The sequence below is a fragment of the Bacillus sp. EKM420B genome (assembly GCF_011065565.1).
In the GTDB taxonomy this organism is placed as follows: Bacteria; Bacillota; Bacilli; order Bacillales; family Bacillaceae; genus Bacillus; species Bacillus velezensis.
Window position 1 is genome coordinate 89,472 of record NZ_JAAMNX010000001.1, and the last position, 14,331, is coordinate 103,802.

General features: G+C 48.3%; 15 protein-coding genes. 6 read left to right on the forward strand and 9 right to left on the reverse strand.

Features of this window, described 5'->3' with window-relative positions:
* Positions 1-19: 19 nt before the first annotated feature.
* Complete coding sequence (locus tag G9F48_RS00505) at positions 20-790, forward strand: NAD-dependent protein deacylase (protein ID WP_411859589.1); 771 nt, start codon at positions 20-22, stop codon at positions 788-790.
* Between the two features lie 32 nt (positions 791-822).
* Here the strand turns inward: G9F48_RS00505 and G9F48_RS00510 are convergent, their stop codons facing one another.
* Positions 823-1,671, reverse strand: a complete 849-nt coding sequence (locus tag G9F48_RS00510; RefSeq protein WP_031378441.1) for a polysaccharide deacetylase family protein — start codon at positions 1,669-1,671, stop codon at positions 823-825.
* 256 nt (positions 1,672-1,927) lie between these two features.
* On the opposite strand from G9F48_RS00510, the gene dat reads away from it, so the two are divergent.
* On the forward strand, positions 1,928-2,779 hold the full coding sequence (gene dat / locus G9F48_RS00515; RefSeq protein WP_102422413.1) for a D-amino-acid transaminase: 852 nt from the start codon (positions 1,928-1,930) through the stop codon (positions 2,777-2,779).
* Between the two features lie 42 nt (positions 2,780-2,821).
* On the opposite strand, the gene G9F48_RS00520 is transcribed toward dat, so the two are convergent.
* The gene (locus tag G9F48_RS00520) at positions 2,822-3,406 is read right to left on the reverse strand and encodes a TetR/AcrR family transcriptional regulator (RefSeq protein ID WP_015388489.1); all 585 of its coding nucleotides are present in this window, start codon (positions 3,404-3,406) and stop codon (positions 2,822-2,824) included.
* 108 nt (positions 3,407-3,514) lie between these two features.
* On the opposite strand from G9F48_RS00520, the gene G9F48_RS00525 reads away from it, so the two are divergent.
* Positions 3,515-4,066, forward strand: coding sequence for a hypothetical protein (locus G9F48_RS00525; protein ID WP_060657740.1), 552 nt, complete (start codon positions 3,515-3,517; stop codon positions 4,064-4,066).
* A 38-nt stretch (positions 4,067-4,104) separates the two neighbouring features.
* Here G9F48_RS00525 and G9F48_RS00530 read toward each other — a convergent pair whose 3' ends face one another.
* Complete coding sequence (locus tag G9F48_RS00530) at positions 4,105-4,605, reverse strand: universal stress protein (RefSeq protein WP_003155289.1); 501 nt, start codon at positions 4,603-4,605, stop codon at positions 4,105-4,107.
* Positions 4,606-5,026: 421 nt separating this feature from the next.
* Here G9F48_RS00530 and G9F48_RS00535 point away from each other — a divergent pair, with 421 nt between their 5' ends.
* Both G9F48_RS00535 and G9F48_RS00540 read left to right on the forward strand, forming a co-directional pair.
* Positions 5,027-6,784, forward strand: a complete 1,758-nt coding sequence (locus G9F48_RS00535; RefSeq protein WP_017417363.1) for an ABC transporter ATP-binding protein — start codon at positions 5,027-5,029, stop codon at positions 6,782-6,784.
* Entirely contained in the window at positions 6,781-8,802 is a 2,022-nt protein-coding gene (locus G9F48_RS00540; protein WP_165408860.1) for an ABC transporter ATP-binding protein, read from the forward strand. The genes G9F48_RS00535 and G9F48_RS00540 overlap by 4 nt, the downstream gene beginning before the upstream one ends.
* A 39-nt stretch (positions 8,803-8,841) precedes the next feature.
* On the opposite strand, the gene G9F48_RS00545 is transcribed toward G9F48_RS00540, so the two are convergent.
* The 6 genes from G9F48_RS00545 to G9F48_RS00565 form a co-directional block, all read right to left on the reverse strand.
* Entirely contained in the window at positions 8,842-9,462 is a 621-nt protein-coding gene (locus tag G9F48_RS00545; RefSeq protein ID WP_003155285.1) for an NAD(P)-dependent oxidoreductase, read from the reverse strand.
* Between the two features lie 28 nt (positions 9,463-9,490).
* Positions 9,491-9,616, reverse strand: coding sequence for a hypothetical protein (locus G9F48_RS19655; protein ID WP_003155283.1), 126 nt, complete (start codon positions 9,614-9,616; stop codon positions 9,491-9,493).
* Between the two features lie 101 nt (positions 9,617-9,717).
* Positions 9,718-9,924, reverse strand: a complete 207-nt coding sequence (locus G9F48_RS00550) for an alpha/beta-type small acid-soluble spore protein (protein WP_003155280.1) — start codon at positions 9,922-9,924, stop codon at positions 9,718-9,720.
* A gap of 224 nt (positions 9,925-10,148) precedes the next feature.
* Complete coding sequence (locus G9F48_RS00555; protein ID WP_012117190.1) at positions 10,149-10,364, reverse strand: YheE family protein; 216 nt, start codon at positions 10,362-10,364, stop codon at positions 10,149-10,151.
* A gap of 82 nt (positions 10,365-10,446) precedes the next feature.
* Positions 10,447-11,805 (reverse strand): YheC/YheD family endospore coat-associated protein, encoded by a 1,359-nt coding sequence (locus G9F48_RS00560; RefSeq protein ID WP_053573527.1) that lies wholly within the window; start codon positions 11,803-11,805, stop codon positions 10,447-10,449.
* The gene (locus tag G9F48_RS00565; RefSeq protein WP_070081574.1) at positions 11,795-12,886 is read right to left on the reverse strand and encodes a YheC/YheD family endospore coat-associated protein; all 1,092 of its coding nucleotides are present in this window, start codon (positions 12,884-12,886) and stop codon (positions 11,795-11,797) included. The genes G9F48_RS00560 and G9F48_RS00565 overlap by 11 nt, the downstream gene beginning before the upstream one ends.
* 237 nt (positions 12,887-13,123) lie before the next feature.
* Between G9F48_RS00565 and G9F48_RS00570 the strand changes: the two genes are divergently transcribed.
* Positions 13,124-14,257: a DUF445 domain-containing protein gene (locus G9F48_RS00570; RefSeq protein ID WP_070081575.1), complete on the forward strand. Its 1,134-nt coding sequence runs from the start codon at positions 13,124-13,126 to the stop codon at positions 14,255-14,257.
* Positions 14,258-14,331: the final 74 nt, after the last annotated feature.

Genomic DNA, 14,331 nt, shown 5'->3' on the forward strand with positions numbered 1-14,331 from the left:
GCCGTTCTTTTTTCATGATATGATAAAAAGAAAAGGCGGTGGAAGAGTGGAAGCGTTTATAACATTGATCAATCAGGCTGAACGTATCCTGGTGCTGACGGGAGCGGGAATGAGCACGGAATCCGGCATTCCCGATTTTCGTTCGGCGGGCGGTATATGGACCGAAGACACCTCCAGAATGGAAGCGATGAGCAGGGAATACTTTGAACGCCGTCCGCGTGAATTCTGGCCTAAATTCAAACAGCTCTTTCAGATGAAAATGAGCGGAAGCTATGAGCCGAATGCCGGCCATACGTATTTGGCGGATCTTGAAAAGCGGGGAAAGCAGGTAGACATTTTCACGCAGAACATTGACGGGCTGCATAAGAAAGCGGGAAGCAGCAGTGTCTATGAGCTTCACGGTTCAATTCAGACCGCCGCATGCCCCCGCTGCGGAGCGCGCTACGGGCTTTCTCATCTGCTGAAGGACGAAGTGCCGGAATGTACGGCCGAAGTCGGTGATCATGCGGTATGCGGCACCGTATTAAAAACGGATGTCGTGCTGTTCGGCGATCTCGTTCAGCATTTTGAAACCCTTTATGAAAAGCTTGATAAAGCCGATCTTCTTCTTGTGATCGGCACTTCGCTTGAAGTGGCGCCGGCAAGGTTTGTCCCTGAGGATGCGGGCCGGATTCCCGGTTTGAAGCAGGTGATCATTAACCTTGAGCCGACATATTGCGACCATTTATTTGATCTTGTCATCCATGAGAAGATCGGTGAATTTGCAAAACGGATCAGCGCTTCGACATAAAAAAGCCGGATCATATACAGATCCGGCTTTTTTTATTCATGGACGGGAATCATTTGATCCGTCAGAACATCAAAGGAGTAGCCCTGGGCTTTCAGTTTTTGAATCAGGCTCGGTAAAGCGTGCACCGTCGCAGGCAGATCGTGCATTAAAATGACATGCGGCCTGCTCGTATGAACGCTTTCCAAATATGCGAGCTGATTCAATACTTCCGGCACGTACCGTGCGTTTTTGTACTTCCAGTCTTCACTGTCTATCGTCCAGTCCCAGTACACGAATCCGCCTTTTTCGAGATTCTTAATCTGGGCATCCGTCAATGACGGTTTACTGCCGTAAGGCGTGCGGACAAGATCCGTTTTTACTCCAGTGATTGTCTCGAGCGTATCGCGTCCCTGCTGCATTTCGTTCAGCGGCGATGTCGGTGTTTGATAAAACAGGTGATTATCGTGCGTCACGCCGTGCAGGCCGAGCGCGATTCCTTCCTGCTTCGCTCTTTGCACGGAATGCTTATAGGCTTTCATCCGCGGTTCAAGCATAAAAAAAGTGGCCTTTGCGCCATTTGCCTTCAATACATTCAACAGCTGTTCAGTATATGGAGACGGCCCGTCGTCGAAGGTTAAATATACCGTTTTTTTCCCTGGGTCACGCTCTTTCTGCAAATGTTTCATTAAGACGTCGGGAGAATCATTTTTCAGCCGCAGGCTTTCTGCTTCATCCCGAAGCTGCCCGTTTGCGGTCACGGTGACCTGTTTGTTTTTTGCGGCGGAAGCGGAATATCCCATTATGACGATTACCAGAAGCAGTCCGCACAAAACTGCTAAACTCGTAAGTTTAAAAGCTAATGAAAACAGAGAAGGGGAAGCACCTTCTTTTGTGTTGCGCATAACAATCTCTCCAGTAGCATAAGTTTCTGCATAATGCCGATAACAGCGGAGGCTTGCGAAGTGCCATAAGTTAACAGCATATGTATGTCGAATCAAGTATACAGGAACAAAACTGGAAAAGACATAGAAAAGATGTCGAATAATAAGATTTTAAGAAAAAAATAAACTCCGCAGCCGGCTCGTTCAGTATGATAGAATAGTTGACAATAACAGCTGAGAATGCACATCACGGCAGATAACGATTAGGAGGGTTTACATGAAGACATTAGTAAACGGCCAGTTGATTGATCGTGAAGAAGCGGCAGTTGATATTGAGGACCGCGGATATCAATTCGGTGACGGTGTGTATGAGGTCATCAGAGTGTATAACGGCGCCTTATTCGGTCTGCGTGAGCATATCGTCCGTCTTTTCAGAAGCGCCGCAGAAATCGGCATCACCCTGCCGTTCTCCGCAGAGGACATAGAATGGGATCTGCAAAAGCTCGTACAGGAAAACAAACTCATTGACGGCGGGGTCTATATACAGACGACGAGAGGGAAGGCGCCGCGGAAGCACCAGTATGACGAAGGATTGGAGCCGCAGACGACGGCATACACCTTTTCAGTGAAAAAACCGGAAAATGAACAACAAGCCGGAGCGCAGGCCATCACGGCGGAAGACAAACGCTGGCTGAGGTGTGACATTAAGAGTCTGAATTTACTGTATAATGTGATGGTAAAACAAAAAGCCTATGAAGCAGGCGCTTATGAAGCGGTGCTGATAAGGGACGGAGCGGTCACGGAAGGAACCTCATCCAATGTATACGCCGTCATAAACGGCACCGTCCGGACGCATCCTGCAAATGAGCTGATTTTAAACGGCATTACGCGGATGAAACTGTTAGAGCTGATGAAAGAAAACGGGATTGAGGTGCGGGAGAAGGCTCTTACCGAAGACGAACTCAGAGATGCGGATGAAATTTTCATCTCGTCAACGACGTCTGAATTAATCCCGATCGTAACCCTTGACGGAAAACCGGTCGGAAGCGGATCGCCGGGACCTGTAGCCAAAACGATTCAGGAGGCATTTCAGTCGCACATTCAGCAGGAGCTCGGCGTTCAGTCATAAGCTGAAAAAAAGGCCGGAACACATCCGGCCTTTTTGCTTCAGTCAGATAAAAAGAGATTCGATATGCTGAACGAGCACACGGGAGATCTTCTCTTTTGAAAGACGATCAGGTTCAAGCATGGCATGCAGCGCCAACCCGTCGGCGATAGCGTACATTTTCTCCGCTTCGGTTTCTTTATCAAGATTCGGTTTCAGAAGCTTATTTTCATCCAGCCAGTCAATCAGGCCGCGGATATATGCCAAGATCCCGTCCTGCTGGGGCTGAAACTCTTCTCCCTTATGTCTGGCATAAGCTGTGAAAGCGAACCATACCTCCATTTCAGCCATCGTTTCTTCGTCTGTCGGGATAATTTCAAGCATCAGACGCACCGCTTTTTCTTTCGGCGGCAGATCTTTCATGGCAACTTCGTTAATTCTGGCGGCCGCTTTTTCTTTTACGAGTGTCATCGCATACCCTAAAAGCTCATCCTGGGTGGTGAAATAGTGCCTCAGCGCGCCTAAAGAAAGACCCGCTTCTTGGGCGATGTTTCTCACTGTCGCTCCTTCCATTCCCCGCTCCAAAATCGTCCGCCAAGTGGCTTCGGCTATTTGTTTTCTTCTTTTTTCATGATCGATTATTTTAGGCATGGTTCCAGTGTAACAGGAAATATTTTTTCTTGCAATTTTATAATACAGTTGTATTAAATAAAAAGCAGTGATACAATGCATTTTAGAAAACGATAAGGGGGAACCGGATTGAACGCGATTGCTTGGTTGATTGTCATTTGTGAGGCTGCTTTTTGGGCGGCTGTCATCTTCGGATTGGCGGCGCGCTATATATTCAGGCGGCAAAAGCTCGGAATGTTTTTTTTCGCTCTCATTCCTATATTGGATGCCGTACTGTTTCTGGCGGCCGCAGCTGATTTATACAGAGGGGCGGCGGCGACTATGGCGCATGCAGTGGCGGCCGTTTATATCGGAGTGTCTGTCGCCTTCGGAAAAAGCATGATTCAATGGGCGGATGAGCGGTTCCGCTATTATGTGGTAAAGGAAGGGGCAAAACCGGTCAAGCGGTACGGACTGGATTATGCCAAACATTATGCAAAAGGATGGGGAAGACATGTATTAGCATTTGTCATCGGCGGCGTTCTTTTAGCCGGAACGGTATTTCTCATTCAGGACGCTTCCCGCACCGAAGCGCTCAGCGGACTGTTAAAGGGCTGGTCTGTCGTATTGTGCATCGATTTTTTGATCATGGCGAGTTTTTTTGTGATGCCGAAAAAAAGAAAAAACAGCCGGGAGCTGTAAAAAAAGCAGCTTTTGATTAAGCTGCTTTACAGAAAGAATTATTTCACGATCAGCACGGGAATATCGGATTTCGATGACAGTTTTTCACTGACGCTTCCGAATAAAAGTTTTTTCAGCCTGTTCTGGTCCCGGCTCCCCATGACGATCAAATCCGCCGATATACGGTCGGCATGCTCGATAATGGCATCAGCGGGATCACCTTCTAAAATGTCGATATCCCCGTCAATCTGGCTGTCGTTCATCAGCATTCTCGCTTCCGCAACGATTTCTTCCGTACGGTCTTCATAAATCATCGGATCAGGGGAGATTCTTTCCGCCTGGAGCGGGTCAGGAACGCTTGCAATCCCGCCGCCGATATACGTTGCCCCGGCTCCCGGCCTCGGGGGATCAACAATCGTCTGGGTATCTTTTGCATTGTGGGAATGTACGACCGTTAAATCCGCGTGAAACGTTTTTGAAAGGTCTATGGCTTTTTGGAGCGCTTTTTTACTATCATCACTTCCGTCAAAAGCTGCTATCAACCGGTCTGCGTGAAACATCAGCCTCATCCTTTCAGTAAAAAAGGTTTGTTTTACAATACCCGTGCGGCAGAAATGTAAAACCCGCATTGACAAAAAAAGGATTTGTTTATATGATGAAGGAACAATATAGGGAAAAAGGAGGTATGGATCATGTCAAAACTAAAGCTTGTCAACTCATCTTCAGCTGAATACCGGCGTGACTCCCATACAGCTTCCGTTTTCTGAACATTTGCTTAAAAACGGGGCAGTCGCGCATAAACGGCGGGTCTGTACCTTATTTATAATAATAAGAGGCATGGAGCTGAGGCTTCATGTCTTTTTTTATACAAAAAAATGAAAGAAAGACAGGTGTGATGCATGTGGCGGCATTAGCGAAAACAATGAAAAACAATCCGGAAAAGCTTGAGGGCGGCTGATTGATGAAAGGGGATGACGGTATTTGTTTACTGTATTAAAAAAGCTCGCGTGGTTTTTTAAAGCCTATTGGCTGCGCTATACGACAGCGATTGTTCTGTTATTGATTGTGAATGTCATTGAGATGTTTCCGCCTAAACTTCTCGGTAACGCAATAGACGATATGAAGGCGGGCGTGTTTACGAAAAGCGGGATGCTGTTTTACATATGTGTTTTTCTCGCATTAACGGCAGCCGTCTATTTACTGTCTTATTTTTGGATGTATCAGCTTTTCGGCGGGGCGAATGTCATGGAGAAAATTCTCCGGTCAAAACTGATGGGGAGGCTTCTTCAAATGTCACCGCCGTTTTACGAGAAATACAGAACGGGCGATTTAATGGCGCGGGGGACAAATGACCTGCAGGCCGTCAGTATGACGACGGGCTTCGGGGTCTTAACGCTCGTTGATTCGACGATGTATATGCTGACGATATTTTTGACAATGGGGCTTCTCATCAGCTGGAAGCTGACATTTGCCGCGATTATTCCGCTGCCGATAATGGCGGCTGCGGTCAGCCTGTACGGAAAAAAGATCCATGAGCGGTTTACGGAAGCGCAGGATGCTTTCGGATCATTAAATGACAAGGTGCTGGAGTCGGTATCCGGCGTCCGGGTCATCCGGGCTTTCGTACAGGAAAAAAATGATGTCAGCCGGTTCGGTGATATGACGGCGGATGTATATGAGAAAAATATGAAGGTGGCGTTTATCGATTCACTTTTTGAACCGACTGTGAAACTTCTCGTCGGCCTCAGCTATCTCATCGGTCTCGGCTACGGCGCTTATCTCGTTTTTCAAAACCGGCTGACGCTGGGAGAGCTGGTATCGTTTAACGTGTACCTTGGAATGATGATCTGGCCGATGTTTGCGATCGGAGAATTAATCAATATCATGCAGCGCGGCAATGCCTCCTTGGATCGTGTCAATGAGACGCTTTCCTATGAGCCTGACGTGATCGGGCCCAAGCGCCCCGCCGGCATCAAGGAGCCCGGGCGTCTTGTTTTTGAACAAGTGACTTTCACGTATCCGAGCGGAGCCGGACCGGCGGTTTCCGATGTATCTTTTTCCGTAGAAAAAGGGCAGACACTCGGCATTGTCGGGAAGACGGGAAGCGGAAAGACGACGATCATTAAGCAGCTGCTGCGTGAATATCCGCCCGGGGCGGGAGCAATCACGTTTACAGGCGTTCCGATTCAGGAGATCCCGCTTGAGGAGCTCCGCGGGTGGATCGGCTATGTGCCGCAGGATCATATTTTATTTTCTAAGACTGTAAAGGAGAATCTGCTTTACGGACGGCAGGATGCAAACGAAGAGGAAATCGGCGGCGCGCTGAAAGATGCGCATTTTGAAAACGATATCGGCATGCTTTCCGACGGGCTTGAGACGCTTGTCGGCGAGAAGGGCGTAGCGCTCTCGGGCGGACAAAAGCAGCGCATTTCAATTGCGAGAGCGCTTTTGACCGATCCTGACATTCTCATATTAGATGATTCGCTTTCTGCCGTAGACGCGAAAACGGAAGCCGCCATCATTGACAGCATCCGTAAAAAACGGCGGCATAAAACAACGATTATCACCACCCACCGGCTCTCGGCAGTTGAACACGCAGATCTCATTCTCGTCATGGATGAAGGCCGGGTGTCTGAAAGAGGCACGCACCGGGAGCTATTGGAGCAGAACGGCTGGTATCGAAAACAATATGAGAGGCAGCAGCTGTCCTCTCTTGAAGAAGGGGGGACGGGCGCATGAAGACCGGGAGAAGATTATGGAATTACGCGCTTCAATATAAGAAGCTGCTGATATGGGCGGTCGTCCTGCTCATTATTGCGGTCGGCACTGAGCTGACCGGCCCGTTTATCGGAAAAAAAATGATTGACGACCACATTCTCGGCATTGAAAAAACATGGGTTAAAGCCTCTGCGGACGATCCGGGCGCCGTCAGGTTCCGGGGGCATGATTATGTCAGGGAGGACCGGCTCAAACCGGGGGCGGATAAAACCGGAGAGGCGCACATTTATCAAGTCGGTGCGGGCTACTATTTTGTTGACCGTCCCGTCAGTTTTGACGGAAACCGTTCGGTGGCTGACGGCCGGCTGACAATATCAAACGGTAAAGAAAGCAGGTCATATCCCGCCATTACGTTATCAAGACAGGAGATTTTTGAATTTTACCGTCCGGAAATAAAAGGATTGCTGACGTTGACCGCCATTTACGCCGGACTGCTCATGTTTTCCGTATGTTTTCATTACGGTCAGCATTATCTGCTGCAGATGGGAGCGAACCGGATCATACAGCGCATGAGGCAGGATGAATTTTCACACATTCAGAAAATGCCGATCCGCTACTTTGATAATCTGCCTGCCGGAAAAGTCGTGGCCCGCATTACGAATGACACAGAAGCGGTCAGGGATTTATATGTAACGGTGCTGTCGACATTTATCACAAGCGGCGTTTATATGCTCGGCATTTTTACGGCGCTGTTTATGCTTGACGTCAGGCTGGCCGCCGTTTGCCTTCTGATTATTCCGATTTTAATGATCTGGTCGGTTGTGTACCGCAAATACGCATCCGTCTTCAACCAAAAAATCCGTTCCATTAACAGTGACATCAATGCGAAAATGAATGAGTCCATTCAAGGGATGCCGATTATTCAGGCGTTCCGCCGTGAGAAGGAAACGATGAAGGAATTTGAAGAATTGAATGAAGCTCATTTCCGCTATAAGAACAAAATGCTGTCTTTAAATTCCCTAATGTCCCACAGTCTTGTCAATGTGTTGCGCAATCTGGCGTTTGTCGGGCTGATCTGGTATTTCGGAGGCGCGAGTCTGAGTGCGGCCGGAATTGTTTCGATCGGCGTTTTATATGCGTTTGTTGATTATTTAAACCGTTTGTTCCAGCCGGTTACGGGGATTGTCAACCAATTTTCGAAGCTTGAATTGGCCCGTGTCTCTGCCGCCAGAGTATTCGAGCTTTTACAGGAGGAGGAAACGGAAGAAGAAGGCGCTCCCGCAGACAGAAAGGCGGAAGGGACTGTGGAATTCCGCGATGTTTCTTTCGGGTATCGTAAGGGAGAAGAGGTGCTGAAACAAATCAGCTTTACAGCTGAAAAAGGCGAGACGGTCGCCCTCGTCGGCCATACGGGTTCCGGCAAAAGCTCCATCCTGAATCTTCTGTTCCGTTTTTATGATGCCGAAAAAGGCGATATCCTGCTGGACGGAAAAAGCATATACGGCATGTCAAGACAGGAGCTGAGATCGCATATGGGCATTGTGCTTCAAGATCCGTATCTTTTCTCTGGAACGATCGGCTCCAATGTGACCCTCGATGATCAGCGTATTTCTTTGGAGCAGGCGGAAGAAGCGCTTCGCCAAGTCGGCGCCGCAAGTCTTCTGCAATCTTTGCCGAAGGGCATCAGAGAGCCCGTCACTGAAAAAGGCGGCACACTATCCTCAGGCCAGCGTCAGCTGATTTCTTTTGCAAGAGCGCTTGTGTTCGATCCGGCCATTTTAATTTTGGATGAGGCGACGGCGCACATTGACACCGAAACAGAAGCAGTCATTCAAAAAGCGCTGCAAGTCGTTCAAGAAGGGCGCACGACATTTATTATCGCCCATCGGCTTTCCACGATCAGACACGCAGACCAGATTCTCGTGCTGGAAAAGGGCCGCATCATTGAAAAGGGAAGCCATGACGAATTAATGGCGCAAAAGGGGCAGTACCATCAAATGTATGAATTGCAGAAAGGATCGGCGAAGTCCGCGGTGTAATCGGAAAGGGTGAATCAAAAAGATTCGCCCTTTTTTCATTCAGTAAGCCAGTCCTACCCGTTTTCTGACAAACTGCGGGCTGATCAGCTCGCGGTACAGAAAATGCGCCGTGTCTCCGACTGTGATTTCGGCGCCGTCTTCAGGAAGGCGATCCTGTTCGAACCGGTAAACTCCGGCAGCGTCTCCGTCAGGAAGGTAGGTAGGGCAGATGATCGTCCAGTCAAGATCCTCTGCCAGCAGCATCTCGTATACGCGGGCGTGTTCCTTTGCGGCTCTTGTTGATTTTCGTTTTGATTCTGCCGATTCAAAACGGTATTGATCAGGCATAAGCCGTGATTGAAGGATACCCGCGGTGCCGATCGTAATCAGACGCTGAACATGATGCCGTTTCATGCCGTCTATTATATGGGTCATAGCGGCTGAAAGGGTATCGTCACCGTCCGTGCCGAGACAGCTCACGACTGTGTCCGCTTTGGAAATCAATCGGCTTACATCTTCCCGCCGCCTCGCATTCCCTGTTATGATCTGTTTTTCAGGAATGGGAAGGACTGTTCCGGCTGATCTGACAAGAGCGAATATTTCCATGTGTCCATGTTTCTGCGCTTCTTTTATAAAAGCCTGTCCGACTCTTCCCGTTGCTCCGAGTAAAGCGATGTTCATGTAAAAAACCTCCTCGCCGCTCATTATATCATTCAAAGCAGCGGGGAAAAGAATGCCTGTGAATAAACGGGAAATGGTGGGCAACATATTCATTGACCAAAGAAACACTTACGAACTGAAACAGCTCCCAATTGACTGAGGCAATGAATGACATGTTTTCCCTCCTTTTTTCCTAGGGTATGTGAAATAGGAAAAAAGGGTGACGGCATAAAAGAAGACGCGGTATCCCGCGCCTTCTGTAAGCCATTTATTGAGTTATTGTACGCCTTGGCCGCCCATGTTCTGCTGTGCGAAAGATACTAAACGTTTCGTGATTTCTCCTCCGACAGAACCGTTTGCACGAGAAGTTGTTTCTCCGCCAAGGTTTACGCCGAACTCAGAAGCAATTTCGTATTTCATTTGGTCGATTGCTTGAGCAGCGCCGGGTACTAATAGTTGGTTTGAAGAGTTGTTGTTTGCCATTTGTATGATCTCCTTTATTAAGTAGTATGGTTGGGTTTGCTGGAATTGCACCAGCCGATGATTTTCGGAATGAAAACCATTGCCAGCTCGGCTTCACCCAATGCTGTTTGCCGCTTTGTACTACGTATTATGGTGAATCAAACGGCATCTCATTCGGAAAACCGGGTGGAAAATAGCGGAAGGAAAAAGAAAAGCCCAGCCTGATGCGGCTGAGCTTTTAGCTTTCAGTCATATATGTGATAAAGCATTAATTCGTGCAGCTCTTTTACGAGAGCCGGCTCTTCTTTTCCCGGATGTGTGTGTCCCCATTCAATGTCACCGGACTTATGGTAAATCCCTTCGTAATGCGTACCCTGCCAGTAAAATGAAATCCGCCATCCGGGCAGTTTCTCTTTTTTGAATAACGGTTTCCAGCTGAAGTGCGAAATCATGACGTTCACGCTCCTTGTAGGAAATGTTGATCTTGTTCATTGTAGCTCATCATTCTGTGCCTGTCCCGGGTAAAACCAAAAAAAGACAGCCTCACCGCCAAAGTTTTTCCGGGGCGGTGATGGACCGTTCTGATAAATAGGACGCGTATTCAAAATTTCTCCGTTTTGTCAGGTAATCGACCGATCTCAGCTTCGGATGGGAAAAAATGCTGCGCCCGGGGCGGGAATTGGCTTCAAACATCCAAACTTTCCCTGAATGATCGACGCCGAGGTCAAAACCGATTTCGCCGATAAAACCTTCAATGTGCTCATTTAACACGCGGCTGACCGCCAAGGCGGCTTTTGAAAGTTTCCGCATCATGCCGACTCTCTCTCGCGGATCGCCGTATAATTCAGCTAACGTCCTGACTTCTCCGCCGGTTGCCAGATGCGTCGTGATGCTGTTTTCACCGGAAATTTTTGCCGCGATGGCCGTCACTGTCCATTTTCCCTCGGCGTTTTTATTCGTGTGCACCCTGAAATCGACGGGGCGTCCATCCAGCCGGATCAGGTCAATGCCTTGCTGAATTAAAAATGCGGACGGGTCATTGTTTTCTTTAAATGATTTCATGAAGGATGCCGCATCTGAATACTCTGCCGTCACCACCGTTTTTTCCTCATTCGTGTGTTTGACAGATAAGCCGGCATCTGTTTTTTCCACCCTGTAAATCCCCGTTCCGAGTGCGCCGTCTGCAGGTTTGATATAGACGGTGTCAAATGTGTTGCATAACGTCTCTAACGCTTCTGCATTCGGGTGCAGGACAGATTTTGGCAGAAGTGAAGCGGTGAGGCTGTTTTTTTCCAGAAGCTTATGAATGTCCCATTTATTAAAGAATTGAGGATTAAACCACGGAATCTGATAGTCATTCATCAGCCTCTGTTTTGTCTGCTGTAAAAGCGGAACTCCTTCCGTTTTTCGGCTCGGAAGCCTGTCATATACGACATTCGGAAGCGGGACGGCCGTCCGTTTCCAGCTGTTTTCTTTATAAATCAGCGCTTGGACGGTGCCTTCTTCCCAGTTGATCTGATGAGCCCCGAAAACGAAACAATATCCGTTCGCCTGTTCATGAAGTGAGAGCATCTTGGAAAAGAAGGCTGTACGGTCTCTTAACGGGCGGGACGGCGATGATGTGAACCCGGCTGTGAAAACGCCGATCAGCGGTCCGATGTGCACCGTTTGGCCGTGTATGAGAAAGTCAGCCCGGCTTTTATACGGTATCAACAGCTCCTCAAACAAATCTTCAGAAAGGAGCGCGCTTTTTTCAAGTGATTGAGAAAAGGCTACACGGCATTTAACAACCTTGGTCCCGAAGGCAGCGGATAAAAGCCCTTCCCGTTTCATGGAGGAGGGGAGAAACAGCGTATTTTTGCTTTTTTTATCGATGCCGACAATCATCCCTTTATGATTCACGCGGTAATACTCCTTTCCTGCTTTCCTGTGACTGAAGTTCGCGGAAGCGTCTCAGCGGACCCGTATACAAATCCTCTTTCGCCTCCGGAGCCACGCTTAAAATAGCTTTCCGTCCCGGCTTTGAATTGACATCCAAAAGCCAGATGCGTCCGTCTTTGGCATAACAAATATCGAGCCCCAGCTCAAAGAGCGGTCCGAACCGTTCATCAAGGAAATAAGGGACGGATTGGGTGATCGAAAAGACATCATCCAATAAAACGGCCTGCTGCTTTCTCGGAATTTCCTCAAACCATGTGTCAAACTTAATCGGTTCTGATCCTCCGGGCAAATGAGATAAAAGACCGTTCTGATAGCCCCTTCTGACCGCTTTTCCTACCGTTTCCCAAACGCCTGACTCCGTTTTGCGCATGAAAATGCGGATGTCGCACGGATGCCGTTCTTTATCCTGGATATTTAAGTAGGATTGAAGCAAATAGCGGTGCTGCAGCACTTTTTTGCACCAAGACTTAAAAGACACGTGATTGGAAAATGATTTTGTTTGTTTGTTTTTTCCGATATAGTAAGTGGCCGTAATTGATTTTTTGCCTGTTTCAAGCAGGATGATGCCTCTGCCTCCCGCGCCGAAAGCGGGCTTAAGTATACATGCTTTTTCCTTGGCTAAGTATGATTGCACCTGTTCATAGCGGCTGACTTCGGCCGTTTCAGGAATATAGGGGCTGATCAGATGATGCTTTTGGAGCGCATCCGTGACCGTCCATTTATCAGGAAGCCCCCGCCCGATAAATTCCGTTTTCGGATATTTTTTCAGCCATTCGACGATCGGTTTGGCTTTTTGCGCTTCAGCGGATTTTCCGTAAAAACAGCGGTCGTAAATATATTCGGGAATATCGATTTCCGTTTCGTTCCACTTTCCGCTTTGCGGGTGATAGACGAGCGCTTTCACGCGCAAAGAATCCGGAAATATATCAAACGGTGTAAAGCGGGCTAAGCGCACATTATATTGAGGCGCTCTTTCAGCCAATTCCCCGGCGTAATCTTCTTCGTGCCGGCGGGATACAGACATAAAACCGAGTGTTGTCATATTATTACTCCCCCTTTATTCAAAAAGCCGCTGATGGAACGGCCCTTCCATCCAATAAATATGCTAAGCCCATCATAAAAGATGATCTACTGTAAAGAGTACGAAACAGCATCTTGCCTTATTCCTCACAAACAACAATTCAGGTTCTTCATTTGCCCGCATGCCCGCCAGCCTCTATAATACGAATAGATATATCATCAAGAAAATAGAACATAAGATGGAGGCAGAAGAAAAGGAATGGGCATAGCAGGAACGTTTCTATTTATGATTGTGATCGGAGCCGCGATCGGCGCGGTGACGAATCATCTTGCCATTCAGATGTTATTTCGTCCGTACCGGCCGTATTACCTGTTCGGGAAACGGGTTCCGTTTACGCCGGGGCTGATCCCGAAAAGACGGGATGAATTGGCAAAACAAATGGGGCTCATGGTGACGAACCACCTTTTAACCCCGGAAGGAATAAAAAAGCGGCTTTTATCAGATACCGTTAAAAACCAGGCGCTTCTTTTCGCCGAACAATTCACGCAAAAAATGGCCGCTTCCGAGATGACGGTGCACGAAGCTTTGATCGCCGCGGGCATCCGGAATCCGCAGGAAAAGACGGATGCCTGGATTGACCGTTTTACCGATGAAAAACTTTCGGACCTGTACCGGAAATATGAGCACCGCGCCATAAAAGACTGGCTTCCTGATGAGCTGCAGGAAAAGCTGGATGAAAAAATCCCGCTGGCCGCAGATTATATCCTGAAGCGGAGCATTGATTATTTTGAGAGCGAAGAAGGGAAAGACAGGCTCGGAAATATGATTGACGACTTTTTGAATTCCCGGGGGATGCTCGGCGGCATGGTGCAGATGTTCCTCGGCAATTCAAGCTTGGCAGACCGTGTGCTGCCTGAGCTGTTAAAGTTTTTGCGCAATGAGGAAACGAAAAAGCTTCTGGCTGATCTGCTTTCTCAAGAATGGGGCAAGCTCAAATCTTATACACTTTATGAGGCCGATGAAAAGTGGAATGCGAAAGATCTGCTGTTCAGCATGAAAAAGCGGGCTTTGGCCGCACTTCAAACCGCGCCCTTTTTCGAATGCCGGATCGGTGACATCATCTCCCGTTATGAAGGGGAGATTACGGGGACGTACGCGCCGAAGCTGCTTGATGCGGCACTCGGCAGTATTGCCGCTCATTTGGAGGATGTGCTGAAACGGCTGCGTCTTGAGGAAGTGGTCAAAGAGCAGGTTGATCAGTTTCCCGTTGAACGGCTGGAAGAAATGGTGCTGTCGATTTCCAAGAGAGAATTTAAGATGATAACGTATTTAGGCGGTCTGCTCGGCGGGATAATCGGAGCAATCCAGGCTTTGTTTGTCATTCTTTTCTAAGGAAAACATACGCCGATGATGAAAGTCGCTCCGCAGTCTGTTATAGTGGAGTGGTATGTCCGAAAGGAAGAAAG